Here is a 16,077-nt window from a genome sequence, read left to right on the forward strand (position 1 = left end):
GTCAGTTGGCTGCGCTGCCAACCCGGCACGTTTGTTCCACGGACGGCCCACAAGGCCCCTTACTCAGGACTGCTTATGACCTCGCCAAAACTGCCCCTATTCGTTCTCGCCTGCGCCCTGCCGCTGGCCGCTTGCGCCGCCACACCGGAGGCACTCAAGCCTTACCCGGCAGCCGCCGCAGGCTATCAACGCCATGTGATCGAGCTGCCGGCCCAAGCCAATGAGGCCGAGCACAAGGTTGAACTGATTGCCGGCAAAACCCTGGAAGTGGACTGCAACTCCCAGCGCCTCGGTGGCCAGTGGCAGGAGAAGACCGTCGAAGGCTGGGGCTACAACTACTACGAGCTGGGTCAGGTCGGCCCGGCGATGAGCACCCTGATGGCCTGCCCCGACAACAGCCGCAAGCAGGCATTTGTCCCGGTGGGCGGCGAACCCTTGCTGGTGCGCTACAACAGCAAACTGCCACTGGTAATCTACGCCCCGGCGGATGTGCAGGTGCGCTACCGCATCTGGTCCGCTGCCGCCGACAGCACAGCGGCACCACAGCAGTAAGCGCCCCCGGATCAACAGGCCGCACAACGCTGGCCTGTTAACCACAATCAGCCCGCCGGGCCAAGCATCTCGATCTCGCGAATCTCGAAATCACGGCGCAAGTACTCCATGCGCCGCTCATAAAACTCGCGCATATGCGGCAAGGCGCTGTGAATGGCCAGGTGCTCCCGTGACTGCCAGACCTCATAGAAGATAAACAGCGTCGGGTCCTGGCGATCACGCAGCATGTGGTAGGCCATGCAGCCGGCCTCGGCACGGCTGGGTTCGACATAAGCGCGGAACAACGCCTCGAACGCGGCGGCCTGCTCCGGGCGGGTGTGGGCGTGCAGGATAAATCCGTATTGGTCAGCCATTTTGGGCTCCAGGCAGGGTGGGTTTATTTACCCTACAACAGCCAAAGCTCGCGCATTCATGCCTTTTAGTCACAGGTCATTTGCCCGCCAGCGGCTGTTTCGAGCCGCCTGCACGCCCTAGCATACGGCCATCATTTACCGAGGCCCCTGCCATGAAAAAGATCCTGCTGCTCAACGGCGGTAAACAGTTCGCCCATTCCGACGGCCGCTACAACGCCACCCTGCACGACACTGCGCTGGCCTTTCTCGACCGCGCCGGTTTCGACCTCAAGCACACGCATATCGACAGCGGCTACGACATTGCCGAAGAAGTGCAGAAGTTTCTCTGGGCCGATGTGATCATCTATCAGATGCCCGGCTGGTGGATGGGCGCGCCCTGGACGATGAAGAAGTACATCGATGAGGTGTTTACCGCCGGCCACGGCAGCCTCTATGCCAGCGATGGCCGCACCCGCTCGGACGCCTCGCAAAAGTACGGCAGCGGCGGCCTGATCCAGGGCAAGCAGTACATGCTGTCACTGACCTGGAACGCGCCGCAGCAAGCCTTCGACGACCCAACTGACTTCTTCGAAGGCAAAGGTGTGGACGCCGTGTACCTGCCCTTCCACAAGGCCAATCAGTTTCTCGGCATGCGCGCCCTGCCGACCTTCCTCTGCGTCGACGTGATGAAGCGCCCCGCCATCGAGGCCGATATCGCCCGCTACGAACAGCACCTGGCGCAGGTGTTGGGCTAACCACGCTGTTGTTGTGGCGTTGGGCAACGCAGGGCGGGAGCTTGAACAGCAAATGCACGAAGCTCCCCAACCCACGCGGTCGTCAGGCTGCCTCGCCTAATGGCTCACACAAAGGCCATATAGGAGCGGACCTGTCCGCGATCAGCGCCTTCGCAGCCAAGGCCGCGCTTACAGACAGGCCAGGGCAACAGCCTGCTTACGGCGCGCCAAACAGCGCCGTCCAATAAATCCCCGCGTCGCTCTTGGGATCGTTGGCGTAGGCGGCGCCCAGTTCACTGAAGTGCGGGTTCATCAGATTGGCGCAGTGGCCAGGGCTGGCCAGCCAGCCGGCGAGCACCTTGCTGCTGCTATCCAGCCCGGCAGCAATGTTTTCACCGACACGCTGGCCGCTGTAACCGGCCAGCTCTGCGCGGTCACCGGGGGTGCGCCCGTCAGGGTCTTGGTGATCGAAGAAGTTGCCGTTGGCCATGGCCCGGCTGTGGACTTCGGCGGTGCTACCCAGGGTGGCATTCCACACCAGCGGCGCGGCGGCGGCAAAGGCCTGGCTGCCGCACTGACGCGCTGTGCCGCGGGCAAGGTTGAGTTGTTCGAGCAACTTCTGCCCTTCCGCCTGCCAGTCACCCAGGCGCGCCGCCAGCAGCGGCCGGGCCAGCAGAATGCGCCACTCACGGTCCTGCTGCTTGACGCCGATATCGACAAACTGCGGGTCCAGCACGATCTTGCAGAAGCTCTCCTGCAGCACTTTCAGCGCCGCCGCCGCATCACGCGGGCCGGACAGGCTGATGGCCTGCACATTGACCATCGGGTAGCCCGCCGCACTCATCGCCTGCTGCAAATCCCCCGAGCGCCCCACCGGTTGCACCAGGCGCGGATCAGCGGTCAACGGCGGCAACTCGGCGGAAGCCTGATCGCCACAGCGCTGCACTTCGCTGCGGTAGCTGTTGATCAAGCCGACCAGTTGCGCATCCTCGGCAGCCTGCGCACCTGCAGTGCACGCCAGCGCCAACCCCAGGGCAGCGAACGCCCGAACAAACCCCTTGCTAGCCATAAATCCCCCGACCTGAGCATGCCTATGCGGCGTACCCACAACTGTGATCGGCTGATCTTGGCGCACCTCGCGCGCTGAAACCAGCCCAATGCGCAGGCAGCCCGGCTGGAGAAATCGGCGGCAGAACGCTTAAACGTAAATGCTGACGCCGCCCCTGGCCTGCAGCCAGTCACGGTAAGTCACCAGCGAGTCGGTCTGCTTGTCGCCGTTGTAACCGACAAAGGTGCCGGTTTTATCCATACCGGACTCAACCAATTTGTTGATCTGTGCCAGCAGCTTGGCTGAATCATCGCGGTCCATCGTCGCAACATCGGGCAGGGTAATCATCGAGTTGCCACTGTCCTGCTCGGCGGCCGGGCGGAAGCGGTCACTGGCAATCGCGCTGCTGGCACCGCTGCTCTCGGCCTGCATCGCGCGCAGCAGGCCGCCGCGGCTATGAGCCACCATGCCGCTGGCAAAACGGCGGATTTCCGCAAGCGGGTCTGCGGCGCTGGCGCTCGGTTTATCCGTACTGCTGCCACTGCCCGCTGCACCAGCCGTGCTGGGTTTGGCGGTGTTGCTGAAGTAGCTCGCCAGCGGCGAGTTGTTGGAAATACTGGTCATGGCGAATCCCTGCAACTGTCAGTTGGCCAGGGCAGTGCAGGATATGGGCCAGCGCTCTACAGCCCAGTAAAACCGGCCTTCCGGCCCGCTTAACCGGCAGCAAGCGGAATCATCTTGCCGCCTCGGGCAGGCGCTTGCCGCCACTGGCTACAGCATTCCAGCGCCCTGAAACGACAGCGCCCCCGCAGAAACCTGCGGGGGCGCGAGCAAGGGGTGGATGGGCCGCCGGTCAACCGCCGGCCCGTAAATTGTCAGACCGCGCGCAGGCGTTCCTCGGCGAGGAAATCCTCTTCCAGCAGTGCATCCTGGCCCAGTTCAGCGGCCTGATTGGTATGCAGCGGCGTGGCGCGTTTGCTGCGCAGTTTGCCGAACTGATGCTCAAGGGCGTGGTGCAGTTTTTCGATGGAGCCGTCGATGGCCTGTTCCAGTGACTCGGCCTTGTGGGTGACGGAAATAGGTTGCAGGCCTTTTGGCCGTGCTTCGATCTGGCAGCGTTTGTCGTGCGCACCGGCTTTGGCGCCGTTGTCGTCATGCAGGTGGACGACGATACGGGTCAGTTCGTCGTCGAAGCGTTCCAGCTTGCTGGCAACACTGGCACTCACCCACTCCACCAGCCGTGCGCTGCCTTCGATGTGGTTATCGCTGTGAACTTGGATTTGCATAAAGCTTTCCTTCTTCAACTGTTCGCGAATAGCGTCGCCAGGTAAGGCGACGACTCCAGCCTACGCCACTAAGCCCCCCTTTAGGCAAGCCCTAAGACGTTGGTCGTAGCCACAAATCTACCGCGCGGCAGCCGCTAATCGGCTGCAGCCCTTGTGCCCCGTGCGTTGGCGAACTACGGCTGCAAATCAAACAAAATCTTTCCACTTTCCATGTCGCCGGGCATGGAGAAATGCTCGTGAGCGATCAGCCACTGCCCGCCTTGCTGGCGGAAACACTGGGTTACACGCATCCAGCTGCTGTGCATTTCGCCCTTGTCATCGGTGCCGCCGCAGTGGAACAGGTAGTGCACCACGGCCAGCTCACAACCGAGCAGAAAGCTTGGCTGATGCAGCTCGAACAGGGCCTGGCCGGGGCACATGTCCATGCAGGCCTGCCAGTGCGCCTGATAGGCCGCACGGCCAACAAAACGCAGCGGGCCAATGGCATCGTAGGCCACCACATCCTCGGCGTAGTGACGCATGATCTGGCTGACATCCTTGCTGCGGCAGGCGGCAGCCCAGGAGTCCAGTTGCTGTTGAATCTGTGCTTGTGTGCTGCTCATTTCGACACTCCTTGCTCTCGTGGTGGGGTCAAACCTGTAGCTCGCGCACCGGGCGCACTTCCACGCAGCCAACCCGCGCCGCCGGAATATGCCCAGCCAGCTGGATGGCCTCGTTGAGGTCGCGGGCTTCGACCAGATAGAAACCCGCCAGCTGCTCCTTGGTTTCGGCAAACGGGCCGTCGGTGATCGACAGCTTGCCGCCGCGCATGCGCACGGTGGTGGCGGTCTGCACCGATTCCAGCGCCTCGGCAGCCAGCATGCGGCCGCTCTGCGCCACCGACTCGGCGTAGGCGAAACATTCCTCGTCACGTGGGCTGTCGGGAGAGTGATGCAGCGCATGCTCGTTGCTGTAGACCAGGCACAGGTATTTCATGGCGTTCTCCGGGGATGCGGCGCGGTTACTGACTAATCGATCGGCGCGGCGCTGAATCGACAGCGCCGTCCAAAATATTTTCAGGCCCGACCAACGGTAGCCAAGCTGCGCTTATCCGCCAGGCGAATGCGGGATTAGCCGGCCGGCAACTCGTCCAGGCGCATCTGCAGAAACTGCCTATCCGCGCCCTGCTGGACCAGGTTGAGCGCCCGCTGATAGGCCTCGCGTGCAGGCTGCACACGACCCAGGCGGCGATTGAGATCGGCGCGGGCGGCATGAGCCAGGTGGTAGTCGGCCAGTTCACCGCTGGCCAGCAGCGCGTCGATCAGAACCAAGCCCGCCTCGGGGCCTTCATGCATGGCCACCGCTACGGCGCGGTTGAGCTCGATTACCGGCGAGGGATTCAGGCGCAGCAAGGCATCGTAGAGCCCGACGATCTGTGCCCAGTCGGTCTGCTCGGCACTGGCAGCTTCGGCATGTACGGCGGCGATCGCCGCTTGCAGGGTGTAGGCACCGAAGCGCCGCGAATGCAGTGCCTGCAGCACCAAAGCGTCGCCTTCGGCGATCAGCGCACGGTCCCACTGGCGGCGATCCTGCTGCTCCAGTAGCACCACTGCGCCGCTGGCCGAACTGCGTGCACTGCGCCGCGACTCGTGCAGCAGCATCAACGCCAGCAGGCCCTGCACTTCCGGCTCGGGCAGCAGTTCCAGCAGCAGACGCGCCAGGCGGATGGCTTCATCGGATAGGTCCGCGCGGGTCAGCGAATCGCCCGAACTGGCGAAATAGCCTTCGTTGAACACCAGGTAAATCACCCGCAGCACATCATCCAGCCGCTCGGGCAGCTCGCTGCGGCCGGGCACTTCATAGGGGATGCGCGCATCGCGAATCTTCGACTTGGCGCGCACGATACGCTGCGCCAGGGTGGCGGGCGTGGTGAGAAAGGCGCGGGCGATGTCCTCGGTGCCCAGATCACAGACTTCACGCAGGGTCAGGGCCACCTGGGCATCGCTGGCCAGCGCCGGATGGCAGCAGGTGAAGATCAGCCGCAGGCGGTCGTCTTCCAGCAGCTCGCCCTCGTCCAGCGGCGCATCAGCGGCCCACTCAACGTGCTCATCCAACGGCTGAAAACGCCGCTGCCGGCGCAAGTTATCGATGGCCTTGAAGCGCCCCGCCGACACCAGCCAGGCCCGTGGATTGGCCGGCACGCCGCTCTGCGGCCATTGCTCCATGGCCGCGCGAAAGGCTTCGTGCAGCGCCTCCTCGGCCAGGTCGAAATCGCCCAACAGACGGATCAGAGTGGCCAGCACGCGGCGCGATTCATCGCGGTAGAGCTGCGCCAGCTGGGCTTGCAATGCAGTTGACTGATCCTTGTCCACTCATCCTCCCGCGACAGGCTGAACCGTAGCCCGGATACAATCCGGGGACGGCTTGTCGCATGGTCCCGGATTTCATCCGGGCTACCACACGACTAGACCGCTCCCACACTAACGCATCAAGCGCACTTCAGCTTTTCAACCGATAACCGGTTTTGAAGATAAAGCCCACCGCCAGGATGCACAGCAGCAGAAAGCCGAGAATCATTGCCAGGCTCAAGCCGACATTGACGTCGGACACGCCGTAGAAGCTCCAGCGGAACGCGCTGATCAGGTACACCACCGGGTTGAACAGGGTCACCGTCTGCCAGGCTGGCGGCAGCATGCTGATCGAGTAAAAGGCCCCGCCGAGGAAGGTCAGCGGCGTGACGATCAAGGCCGGCACCACCTGCAACTTCTCCCAGCCATCGGCCCACACGCCGATGATGAAACCGAACAGGCTGAAGGTCAGCGCGGTGAGCACCAGAAACGCCAGCATCCACAGCGGGTGGAGAATCTCGAAATCGACGAACAGCCGCGCGGTAATCAGGATCACCAGGCCGAGAATGATCGACTTGGTGGCAGCCGCACCGACATAGCCGATGAGGATTTCCAGGTAGGACACCGGTGCCGACAGCAGCTCGTAGATGCTCCCCGAATACTTGGGCATGTAGATGCCGAACGAGGCGTTGGAAATACTCTCGGTGAGCAGCGCCAGCATGATCAGCCCCGGCACGATAAACGCGCCATAACTGACGCCCTGCACCTGGGTCATGCTCGAGCCGATGGCCGAACCGAACACCACGAAATACAGCGAGGTACTGATCACCGGGGTGGCGATGCTCTGCAGCAGGGTGCGCCAGGTGCGCGCCAGTTCGAACAGGTAGATGGCCTTGATGGCATACAGATTCATGCACGTGTCCCTTTTACCAATTCGACAAAAATCTCTTCCAACGAACTCTGGCTGGACTGCAGATCCTTGAAGTCGATGCCGTGCTGGGCCAGGTCCTTGAGCAGCTCGGCGATGCCGGTGTGCTCGCTCTGGGTGTCGAAGGTAAACACCAGCGCGCGGCCCTCGTCGTTCAGCTCCAGCGGGTAACGCGCCAGCTCGGCGGGGATGCTCGCCAGGGGCTGTTGCAGCTGCAGCGTCAGCTGTTTCTTGCCGAGCTTGTGCATCAGCGCCTGCTTGTCTTCCACCAGAATGATCCGGCCCTTGCTGATCACCCCGATGCGGTCGGCCATTTCCTCGGCCTCTTCGATGTAGTGGGTGGTGAGGATGATGGTCACGCCGCGCTCACGCAGACGGCGCACCATGTTCCACATATCGCGGCGCAGTTCGACGTCAACGCCGGCGGTGGGTTCGTCAAGAAACAGGATTTGCGGCTCGTGGCTCAGCGCCTTGGCGATCATCACGCGGCGCTTCATGCCGCCGGACAGCTCGAAAATCTTCGCGTCGCGCTTTTCCCACAGCGACAGGTCTTTGAGCAGTTGCTCCAGATAGGCCGGATCGGGCTTTTTGCCGAACAGACCACGGCTGAATTTCACCGTCGCCCAGACGGTTTCGAACACGTCACTGACCAGCTCCTGCGGCACCAGGCCGATTTGCGAACGTGAGGCGCGGTAGTCCTTGATGATGTCCTTGCCGCCCACCAGCACCCGCCCGCCACCTGGGTTGACGATGCCGCAGATGATGCTGATCAGCGTGGTCTTGCCCGCGCCGTTGGGGCCGAGTAAGGCAAAGATTTCGCCGGGGCGAATATCCAGGTTGATGTCCTGCAGGGCCGGGTGGCCACTGGCGTAGGTCTTGCTCAGCTGTTGAATCGAGATCACCGCTTGCACAGAACCTCCTGCTCTGGGGAAAAGCGCAATTGTAGGGAAGTTGGCCGGGCTTGCGGAAATGCTGATGCAGTAACCTGACTGATTGACCAGCCCGACGTTGAGCTACAACGGATGCGACTGCTAGGCTGACCCGAGTTTTATGCAGACAAGGAAATAGATCATGGCTCTTCGTCACGCCCTCACCAGCCTCAGCCTGCTGGCCCTGCTGGCCGGTTGCAGCTCACAGCCGCCCGCCCAGCAAGCAGCCGAAATCAGCGGCGACTGCGATGTCGAGCAGGTTCACGGCGCACTCGGTCAGACCGCCAGCAGCGAGCTGATCGAGCAGGTGCAACAGCAGGCCAACGCCAAAACCCTGCGTGTGCTCGCCCCCGGCGACGCCGCGACCATGGATTACAACCCGCAGCGCCTGAATATCGATATCGATGAAAGCGAAGTGATCATCCGCCTGACCTGCGGTTGAACGCCCCTCGGTTAACTAAGCCCCACAGACCGGGCATACTGGCGCACCTGTAAATCAGTCGGCCGCCTGTTCCATGCGTATTCACGTCAGCTTTATCGACCGCGTTGGCATCACCCAGGAAGTGCTGGCGCTGCTCGGTGGACGCAATCTCAACCTGGATGCGGTGGAGATGGTGCCGCCGAACGTCTATATCGACGCACCGACCCTGAGCCCCGAGGTGCTCGACGAGCTGCGCGAGGCGCTGTTCAAGGTGCGCGGCGTGCAGACGGTGACCATCGTCGACATCCTCCCCGGCCAGCGCCGCCACCTGCAACTCGATGCCCTGCTCGCCGCCATGACCGACCCGGTGTTGGCACTCGACAGCCAGGGCCGCGTATTGCTGGCCAACCCGGCGCTGATCGAGCTGTGCGGCCAACAACCGGATGGCCTGAGCATTGGCGAGTTGTTCGCCGACCCGCAATTGCAAATCGAGCTGTTGCAGCAGGGTTTCCGCCTGCCGATGCGCGAGGTCACGCTCAAGGGCCAGGCCCTGCTGCTGGACGCCCAGCCGATCACCGAAGGCGTCGACGGCGGTGCGCGGCAGCTGGCCGGCGGCCTGCTCAGCCTGTATGCACCGAACCGCATCGGCGAGCGCCTGGCGGCGCTGCACCACGATCACGCCGAAGGCTTTGATTCGCTACTGGGTGATTCCGCGCCGATCCGCAATCTGAAAAGCCGCGCCCAGCGCGTGGCCACTCTGGATGCGCCGCTGCTGATCCAGGGCGAAACCGGCACCGGCAAGGAACTGGTGGCGCGCGCCTGTCATGCCATCAGCACGCGACGCACCGCGCCGTTTCTGGCACTGAACTGTGCGGCATTGCCGGAAAACCTCGCTGAAAGCGAGCTGTTCGGCTATGCCCCTGGCGCCTTTACCGGGGCCCAGCGCGGCGGCAAGCCGGGGCTGCTGGAGCTGGCCAACCAGGGCACGGTGTTTCTCGATGAAATCGGTGAAATGTCGCCGTATCTCCAAGCCAAGCTGCTGCGCTTCCTCAGCGACGGCAGCTTCCGCCGGGTTGGCGGGCAGAGCGAGGTACGGGTCAATGTGCGCATCCTCAGCGCCACCCACCGTGACCTGGAGCAGATGGTGGCCGAGGGTGCATTCCGCGAGGACCTGTTCTACCGCCTCAACGTGCTCAAGCTGGAAGTGCCGCCGCTGCGCGAGCGCGGCCAGGACATCCTGCTGCTGGCGCGGCACTTTATGCAGCAGGCCTGTGCACAGATCCAGCGCCTACCCTGCCGCCTGACGCCGGACACCTACCCGGCGCTGCTGGGCAACCGCTGGCCGGGCAATGTGCGCCAGTTGCAGAACGTGATCTTTCGCGCTGCCGCCATCTGCGAAAGCAATCAGGTGCAGATCGGTGATCTGGATATTGCCGGCACTGCCGTGGCCGCGCAGCAGGCCGAGGGCGAAGTCAGCAGCCTGGAAGCCGCCGTGGCCGAGTTCGAAAAGAATCTGCTGGAAAAGCTCTACCCCAGCCACCCTTCAACTCGACAACTGGCAACTCGCCTGAGCACCTCGCACAGCGCAATTGCCATGCGCCTGCGCAAATACGGGATTCCGGGCAAGCCGTAAACACGCGGTTCAGAATGTGCCGTGCCGCCCCGTACCCGCCTTGAAGCGCTGCGCGCCGGCCAGGGTTTCGCCACTGGCGATCACCGCCATGCCGCCGGCAAACTCATTGGCCATGGCCTGGACAAACGGCAGGTTCCACTGCGCGTAGGCACTGGCGCGATCGGCGAGCATGCAGCGCTGCGGAAAGCCGGCAATTTCCAGCGCCAGTTGCAGGGCGGCGGCCAACGCGCTGCCGGCAGCGACCACCCGATTGACCAGGCCCATGCTCAGCGCCTCCTCGGCCAACACCGGACGACCGGTGAGAATCAGATCCAGCGCGCGACCCTGGCCGATAATTCGTGGCAAACGCACGGTGCCGCCATCAATCAGCGGCACGCCAAAGCGTCGGCAGAACACCCCAAGCACGGCGTTATCGGCCATCACCCGCAGGTCGGCGAGCAGCGCCAGCTCCAGCCCGCCGGCTACCGCGTGACCTTCAATAGCGGCGATCAGTGGTTTGCTCAGCTGCATGCGACTCGGCCCCATCGGCCCGTCACCCTCGGTTTCCAGGCGATTGGTGCGCTCAACACATTCGGCAAACGCGCCCAGATCAGCACCGGCGCAGAAAGTCCCACCCGCGCCGGTCAAGACCGCCACCCGCGCCTGATCGTCGGCTTCAAACGCACGCAAGGCAGCGGTCAGCGCCTCAGCCGTCGGCCGATCAACCGCGTTGCGCACCTCGGCGCGGTTGATGATCAGGGTAGTGACCGGGCCGTTCTTTTCGATGATGACGCGCATAACCTGCTCCCAAAAAAGCCGAAGGCCGGCATTTAGCCGGCCTTCACCTTAAAGCCCTGCGCGGTGGAAATCAGCCTGCTGACCGATCTCCCCGCCAGAGTGGCGCAATCAGAGGGCGAACTTCTGCAGGTTGGCCATCATCTCTTTCATCGCTTCGATGTTGTCCTTCGGATGGGCGGCGCCCTCGAAGTCGCAGATCTGCGCGAAGTTGGCTGCCACATCTTCCGGGCTGTAGCCTTCGCGCGGATCGAAGCCAGCACCCAGGCTGCGTTCCCAACGCACTTTGCCCATCCAGCCGCCGCCGACTTCGAACAGGCCGGAGGTTTCTTCACAGGCATTGCTCGCCAGGTACACCACCAGCGGGCTGACCAGCTCAGGCTTGAGTTGCTCGAACACCTGCGGCGGAATCAGGCCTTCGGTCATGCGCGTGCCGCCAGTCGGCGCGATGGCGTTGACCAGGATGTTGTTCTTGCGCCCTTCGAGGGCCAGGGTGCGGGTCAGACCGTACAAGCCGAGCTTGGCCATGCCGTAGTTGGACTGGCCGAAGTTGCCGTAGATGCCCGAGGTGGATGCGGTGAAGATCACCCGGCCATAACCCTGCTCACGCATGTGCGGCCAGGCGGCGCGGGTAACCTTGTAGGCGCCTTCGACGTGGACTTTGTAAACCAGGTCCCAGTCGGCGTCTTCCATCTTGTGGAAGGTCTTGTCACGCAAGATGCCGGCGTTGTTCACCACCACATCGATACGGCCAAAGTTATCGAGGGCGCACTGCACGATCTTTTCGCCGTCGGTCACCGAGTCATGGTTGGCCACGGCGGTGCCGCCCGCGGCGCGGATTTCCTCGACCACCTTGTCTGCCGCCGAGGCATTGGCGCCCTCACCGTGAGTGCTGCCGCCCAGATCGTTGACCACCACCTTGGCGCCGTGTTTGGCAAACAGCAGCGCATGGGCACGGCCCAGGCCGCCGCCAGCCCCGGTGACGATTACAACCTGATCTTGAAAACGGATGGCGTCGCTCATGCAGCATTCCTCGGCAGATTAACAATGCGCCGAGTGTCCAGCAGGCGCGCTCCGGTCACAATAGATACAAGTTGCGCTGAATGGTGCGCAATAAAGCAGCGGGATAGTTAGGCTAAGCAAAAGGCTGAAAAACGTAGGCGAGGCAGGCAAGACAAGGCAAAAACGGCCGAGGAAGCGGAGTTTACGAGCTGTAAATGAGCATTCCGAGGCCGTTTTTAACGCAGGATTGACAACGCAGGTAGTTTTTCAACTATCTGCAAGACGGATCAGCGTGAGATGGTTATACAGATGCAACACATGGGCCTGGGCGTAATCGGCATGGCTTAACGCGCCATAGGCAAAATGCGGCTGTAACTCACCCTGATACGCGGCGAAGTCGGCAAACGCCTGCTGCAAACGCTGCAACGCCTGAGCCTGGGTGGCTGGCACATTCAGCGCAGCGGCACCGGGAATGGCCTCATCCAGCGGATGTCGCATGGCCCCACGCGCGGCAAAGACGCTGAACGCCAAGGGGCCGACGCTGCTGCGAAACCAACCTGGCTTGAGTTCGGGGTAACCGCTGATGGAATACTCGATGCTCTGCGCGCAGTGGTTGAACACTTCTGCCGGGCTCCAGCCCTTGAGGCTGCGCAATGGCTGATCGACCAAACTGGCCAGCAGCTTCTGGGCCGCATCCAGGCTGACGGCGGCTGGCGCATCGCCGCTGGGCAACGCCCAGAACCCGGCACCGAGAACGGCCACACCGCCGAGGGCGGCACCTTTCAGGACTGTACGTCGTTGCATCATTTGGCCTCCAGCCGTTGACGAAATTGCAGGTAATGCGCCAGCACCTGATCCGGCGCTTCGGTCTGCGGATAATGACCAATGCCCTCCAGCAGCACAGTGTCCGGTTTGGCAATCAGCTCACGGTAACGCGCCACCATATGCGCCCCGGAAATAGGGTCGACAGCACCGTCGATCACCCGCATCGGCACCGCGGTGGCCTGCATCGCCGCCACCCAACGCTCGCGGTTAGCCCGACGCTCGGGCATGTAGCGGATCAAGCGGTGCATCACCGCGGGGCCATTATTGGCGGCAATCAGGCTCCAGAAGTCATCCAGCTCAGATTGACTGGGCTGGGTCTGCGGGCCGAACACCTTGGCAAAACTCTGCGCAAGCTTCTGGCGGTTGAACAACCGACCGATCAGCGGGCCGATGGGGCTGAGCAGCAGCTTTTGCACCAGCACCGGATGATGGGTTTCCGGAAACAACCCGCCATTGAGAAACACACAGCTGGCAAGCGCTATACGTCCATCCTGATGCCGTGCCAGCAACTCTTGCGCCACGCTGTCGCCGTAGTCATGCGCCAGCACATGCAGCGGTTTGTCCACGCCCAGGTGCGCCAGCAGCGCCTGTTGCAGATCAGCCTGTTCCAGCAGGCTGTAGGCATGCCCACGGGGCTTGGCCGAATCGCCAAAGCCGAGCATGTCACAGGCAATCACCTGGTAGCGCTCAGCCAGCGCGCCCCACAGGTAGTGCCAATCCCAACTGGCGGTGGGAAAGCCGTGAATCAGCAACAGTGGCTCGCCCTGCCCGGCCGTCCAGTAGCGGATGCCATGGCCGTTAAAGCTGAAGTCCTGGCCCGCGCTGCGCCAATCCGCCAGGGCAATCCCTGGCAGCGCCGTCATGCTGCGTAACCCGGCATCTGTTGATCCAGCTTGCGCAGCAGCGCTGGCCACGGCAGTGCGCCGCCCATGCCCTGCGGGCTTTTCATCACACCGGCAATCATCGCGCGGGCGCCATCGAGAATCTGTTGCGGGATATGGATCAGCTCGGTGCCGCCGCTCTGCGCCATCACCTGAATCTCGCAGGCACGCTGCAGGGTGAACATGCCGAGGAAGGCATCAGCGATGCTGCCGAAAGCGGTGAGCAGGCCATGGTTGGGCAGGATCATGAAGTTCTTCTCACCCAGATCCGCCTGCAAGCGCGCCTTCTCGTCATGGTTCAGCGCTACGCCTTCATAGCCGTGGTAGGCCAGGCTGGCGAGGACGAACAGCGACTGCTGCGACAACGGCAACAGGCCCTGCTTCTGCGCCGACACGGCGATACCAGCGGCGGTATGGATGTGCAGCACACAGGCCACGTCGTGGCGCACCTCGTGCACGGCGCTGTGGATGGTGTAGCCGGCCGGGTTGATGTCGAACGGACTGTCCATCAGCTTTTTGCCAGTCAGGTCGATCTTCACCAGGCTGGAGGCAGTGATCTCATGAAACATCAGGCCGTAGGGGTTGATCAGAAACTCTTCGGTGCCGGGAATCTTCGCCGAGATGTGGGTGAAGATCAGATCATCCCAGCCATACAGGGCGATCAATCGGTAGCAGGCGGCCAGGTCTACCCGGGTCTGCCATTCAGCGGCGGAGACCTGATCCTTGAGGCTGACAACAGGCAGTGCGTGGGCAACGGTCATGATGAGTTCCTCGGCTTTTGTTATTGAAGTGCCCAGGAGTCTAGCGAGGGATGGCGCAAAGGTGAGTCGCTCTGGCGGCCAGCGTGGTGGCCTTGCAGGTCAAACCAGCTCGGGATGCAGCTGCGCGAGCATGGGCCAGTCGCGCTGAGCCTCAAGGTCATCACTGAGTAGCTGGAAGCCGGCAAAGTCGAAACCCGGCGTTACCGTGCAGCCCACCAGGGTAAACGCCCCGGTGCTGCGCGCCGCCTGCCAGGCATGTGCCGGTACCAGGCGCTGCGGCAGTTGGCCAATGGCCACCGGGCCAAGACGCGCACAGCGCACCGCATCGGGCTGCTCGGCCAGCAGCAGCTCCAGCGGCGCACCTTCATAGAAGTGCCAAAGCTCGTCGGCATCCACCCGGTGCCAGCGGCTTACCGCGCCGGCGGGAAGCAGAAAGATGATCGCCGTACCGCACAGACGGCCACCGTCCAGCTGCGCTGACGACTCATACAGACGGCGGTAATAACCGCCTTCCGGGTGCGCCTGCAGTTGCAGCGTGCTGATCAGTTCCTGGGCGCGCGGGTGCATCAGCCGTGCAACGCCGTAATAAAGTCCGCCAGCCAGGGCTCGGCGTCGGTTTCCGGGGTCACGCTTTCGCTGCTGTCCAGGCGCAACATCGGCTGCACTTCGCGGATGCCCAACTCGGCATACAGCTCGCGCACCAGCTCGCCGCCGCCACAGAAGGTATCGCCATAGCTGGAGTCGCCGAGGGCAATCACCCCGCCCGGCAAGCCACTCCAGGCCGGCAGATGATCACGGATGGCGTAGTACAGCGGCTGCAGGTTATCCGGCAATTCGCCCATGCCAGTGGTCGAGGTCACCGCCAGAAAAGCTTCAGGAGCAAACGCCTGAAGATCCGCCAGGCTGGCGCGCGGGTTGTGCCAGGCCTCATGGCCGGCGGCCTTGAGCAGACGCTCGGCGTGGCGGGCAACTTCCTCGGCGGTGCCGTACACCGAGCCGGAAAGAATGGCGATTTTCATGCAGAACTCCGAAACAGTCAGAACCAAATCGATAAGCCCGACATTATGCCGCAAGTAGACAGCCCGCCCGGATGTTTTAGAATGCAGCCGACATAGACTGGGAAATCGCCTCATGATCAACGCCAAACTGCTGCAACTGGTGATCAACGCCTCCAATGACGGCATCGTGGTGGCCGAACAGGAAGGTGATGACAACATCCTGATCTATGCCAACCCCGCCTTCGAAAAGCTCACCGGCTATACCAGCGAAGACATCCTCTATCAGGATTGCCGTTTCCTGCAGGCCGGTGACCGTGATCAGGCCGGGTTAGCCGCAATCCGTGAAGCGGTGAAAGCGCAGCGCCCTTGCCGGCAGATCATCCGCAACTACCGCAAGGACGGCAGTCCATTCTGGAATGAGCTGTCGATCACTCCGGTGGTCAACGACGCCGACCAGTTGACCTATTACATCGGCATCCAGAAGAACGTCACCGAACAGGTCGAAGCACAGGAGCGGGTCAAGCAACTGGAAGCCGAGCTGGCTGCCCTCAAGGCTGAACTCGCACGTTTGCAGGCGACGACCGGCAGTAACTAATCCCCCACGCAGCGGTCACAACAGCTCCAGAGCTCGATACAGACCGCGTCC

Annotated in this window: 21 protein-coding genes; 5 read left to right on the forward strand and 16 right to left on the reverse strand. The window is 62.7% G+C overall.

Annotation, left to right across the window (positions count from 1 at the left end):
* The first annotated feature begins 75 nt into the window (after positions 1-75).
* Positions 76-552: a serine protease inhibitor ecotin gene (eco, locus tag ACOCLD_RS16610; RefSeq protein ID WP_422909960.1), complete on the forward strand. Its 477-nt coding sequence runs from the start codon at positions 76-78 to the stop codon at positions 550-552.
* Positions 553-599: 47 nt separating this feature from the next.
* Here the strand turns inward: eco and ACOCLD_RS16615 are convergent, their stop codons facing one another.
* Positions 600-905, reverse strand: a complete 306-nt coding sequence (locus ACOCLD_RS16615) for a putative quinol monooxygenase (RefSeq protein ID WP_422909961.1) — start codon at positions 903-905, stop codon at positions 600-602.
* Between the two features lie 152 nt (positions 906-1,057).
* Between ACOCLD_RS16615 and ACOCLD_RS16620 the strand changes: the two genes are divergently transcribed.
* Positions 1,058-1,639, forward strand: coding sequence for an NAD(P)H-dependent oxidoreductase (locus ACOCLD_RS16620; protein WP_422909962.1), 582 nt, complete (start codon positions 1,058-1,060; stop codon positions 1,637-1,639).
* A gap of 196 nt (positions 1,640-1,835) precedes the next feature.
* Here ACOCLD_RS16620 and ACOCLD_RS16625 read toward each other — a convergent pair whose 3' ends face one another.
* The 8 genes from ACOCLD_RS16625 to ACOCLD_RS16660 form a co-directional block, all read right to left on the reverse strand.
* A complete protein-coding gene (locus ACOCLD_RS16625; RefSeq protein WP_422909963.1) occupies positions 1,836-2,687 on the reverse strand; it encodes a CAP domain-containing protein in 852 nt (283 codons plus the stop codon).
* Between the two features lie 129 nt (positions 2,688-2,816).
* On the reverse strand, positions 2,817-3,290 hold the full coding sequence (locus ACOCLD_RS16630; RefSeq protein WP_422909964.1) for a hypothetical protein: 474 nt from the start codon (positions 3,288-3,290) through the stop codon (positions 2,817-2,819).
* A 251-nt stretch (positions 3,291-3,541) separates the two neighbouring features.
* Complete coding sequence (locus tag ACOCLD_RS16635; RefSeq protein WP_422909965.1) at positions 3,542-3,952, reverse strand: HPF/RaiA family ribosome-associated protein; 411 nt, start codon at positions 3,950-3,952, stop codon at positions 3,542-3,544.
* A gap of 173 nt (positions 3,953-4,125) precedes the next feature.
* Positions 4,126-4,554: a YybH family protein gene (locus ACOCLD_RS16640; protein WP_422909966.1), complete on the reverse strand. Its 429-nt coding sequence runs from the start codon at positions 4,552-4,554 to the stop codon at positions 4,126-4,128.
* A gap of 28 nt (positions 4,555-4,582) precedes the next feature.
* Positions 4,583-4,927, reverse strand: a complete 345-nt coding sequence (locus tag ACOCLD_RS16645; RefSeq protein ID WP_257778784.1) for a YciI family protein — start codon at positions 4,925-4,927, stop codon at positions 4,583-4,585.
* A gap of 134 nt (positions 4,928-5,061) precedes the next feature.
* On the reverse strand, positions 5,062-6,279 hold the full coding sequence (locus ACOCLD_RS16650) for an RNA polymerase sigma factor (RefSeq protein ID WP_422911828.1): 1,218 nt from the start codon (positions 6,277-6,279) through the stop codon (positions 5,062-5,064).
* A gap of 151 nt (positions 6,280-6,430) precedes the next feature.
* On the reverse strand, positions 6,431-7,192 hold the full coding sequence (locus tag ACOCLD_RS16655; RefSeq protein ID WP_257778785.1) for an ABC transporter permease: 762 nt from the start codon (positions 7,190-7,192) through the stop codon (positions 6,431-6,433).
* Positions 7,189-8,118, reverse strand: coding sequence for an ABC transporter ATP-binding protein (locus ACOCLD_RS16660; protein WP_160013534.1), 930 nt, complete (start codon positions 8,116-8,118; stop codon positions 7,189-7,191). The genes ACOCLD_RS16655 and ACOCLD_RS16660 overlap by 4 nt, the downstream gene beginning before the upstream one ends.
* Before the next feature lie 160 nt (positions 8,119-8,278).
* Here ACOCLD_RS16660 and ACOCLD_RS16665 point away from each other — a divergent pair, with 160 nt between their 5' ends.
* Entirely contained in the window at positions 8,279-8,578 is a 300-nt protein-coding gene (locus tag ACOCLD_RS16665) for an I78 family peptidase inhibitor (RefSeq protein ID WP_422909967.1), read from the forward strand.
* Positions 8,579-8,651: 73 nt separating this feature from the next.
* The gene (locus ACOCLD_RS16670; RefSeq protein WP_422909968.1) at positions 8,652-10,190 is read left to right on the forward strand and encodes a sigma-54-dependent transcriptional regulator; all 1,539 of its coding nucleotides are present in this window, start codon (positions 8,652-8,654) and stop codon (positions 10,188-10,190) included.
* Between the two features lie 9 nt (positions 10,191-10,199).
* Here the strand turns inward: ACOCLD_RS16670 and ACOCLD_RS16675 are convergent, their stop codons facing one another.
* The 7 genes from ACOCLD_RS16675 to ACOCLD_RS16705 form a co-directional block, all read right to left on the reverse strand.
* On the reverse strand, positions 10,200-10,967 hold the full coding sequence (locus ACOCLD_RS16675; protein ID WP_422909969.1) for a crotonase/enoyl-CoA hydratase family protein: 768 nt from the start codon (positions 10,965-10,967) through the stop codon (positions 10,200-10,202).
* 108 nt (positions 10,968-11,075) lie between these two features.
* Complete coding sequence (locus ACOCLD_RS16680; protein ID WP_422909970.1) at positions 11,076-11,987, reverse strand: SDR family oxidoreductase; 912 nt, start codon at positions 11,985-11,987, stop codon at positions 11,076-11,078.
* A 246-nt stretch (positions 11,988-12,233) separates the two neighbouring features.
* Positions 12,234-12,770 carry a DUF1569 domain-containing protein gene (locus ACOCLD_RS16685; protein WP_422909971.1) on the reverse strand — a complete coding sequence of 179 codons (537 nt, stop codon included), beginning with the start codon at positions 12,768-12,770 and terminating at the stop codon, positions 12,234-12,236.
* A complete protein-coding gene (locus tag ACOCLD_RS16690) occupies positions 12,770-13,654 on the reverse strand; it encodes an alpha/beta fold hydrolase (protein ID WP_422909972.1) in 885 nt (294 codons plus the stop codon). The genes ACOCLD_RS16685 and ACOCLD_RS16690 overlap by 1 nt, the downstream gene beginning before the upstream one ends.
* Positions 13,651-14,433: a class II aldolase/adducin family protein gene (locus ACOCLD_RS16695; RefSeq protein ID WP_422909973.1), complete on the reverse strand. Its 783-nt coding sequence runs from the start codon at positions 14,431-14,433 to the stop codon at positions 13,651-13,653. The genes ACOCLD_RS16690 and ACOCLD_RS16695 overlap by 4 nt, the downstream gene beginning before the upstream one ends.
* 99 nt (positions 14,434-14,532) lie before the next feature.
* Positions 14,533-15,000, reverse strand: coding sequence for a cupin domain-containing protein (locus tag ACOCLD_RS16700; protein WP_233686312.1), 468 nt, complete (start codon positions 14,998-15,000; stop codon positions 14,533-14,535).
* Positions 15,000-15,452 carry a flavodoxin gene (locus ACOCLD_RS16705; RefSeq protein WP_311090968.1) on the reverse strand — a complete coding sequence of 151 codons (453 nt, stop codon included), beginning with the start codon at positions 15,450-15,452 and terminating at the stop codon, positions 15,000-15,002. Before ACOCLD_RS16705 ends, ACOCLD_RS16700 begins: the two co-directional genes overlap by 1 nt.
* Before the next feature lie 112 nt (positions 15,453-15,564).
* On the opposite strand from ACOCLD_RS16705, the gene ACOCLD_RS16710 reads away from it, so the two are divergent.
* Positions 15,565-16,026 carry a PAS domain-containing protein gene (locus ACOCLD_RS16710; protein WP_233686314.1) on the forward strand — a complete coding sequence of 154 codons (462 nt, stop codon included), beginning with the start codon at positions 15,565-15,567 and terminating at the stop codon, positions 16,024-16,026.
* Positions 16,027-16,077 lie beyond the last annotated feature (51 nt).

The sequence above is a fragment of the Pseudomonas cimarronensis genome (assembly GCF_049331905.1).
Lineage (GTDB): Bacteria > Pseudomonadota > Gammaproteobacteria > Pseudomonadales > Pseudomonadaceae > Aquipseudomonas.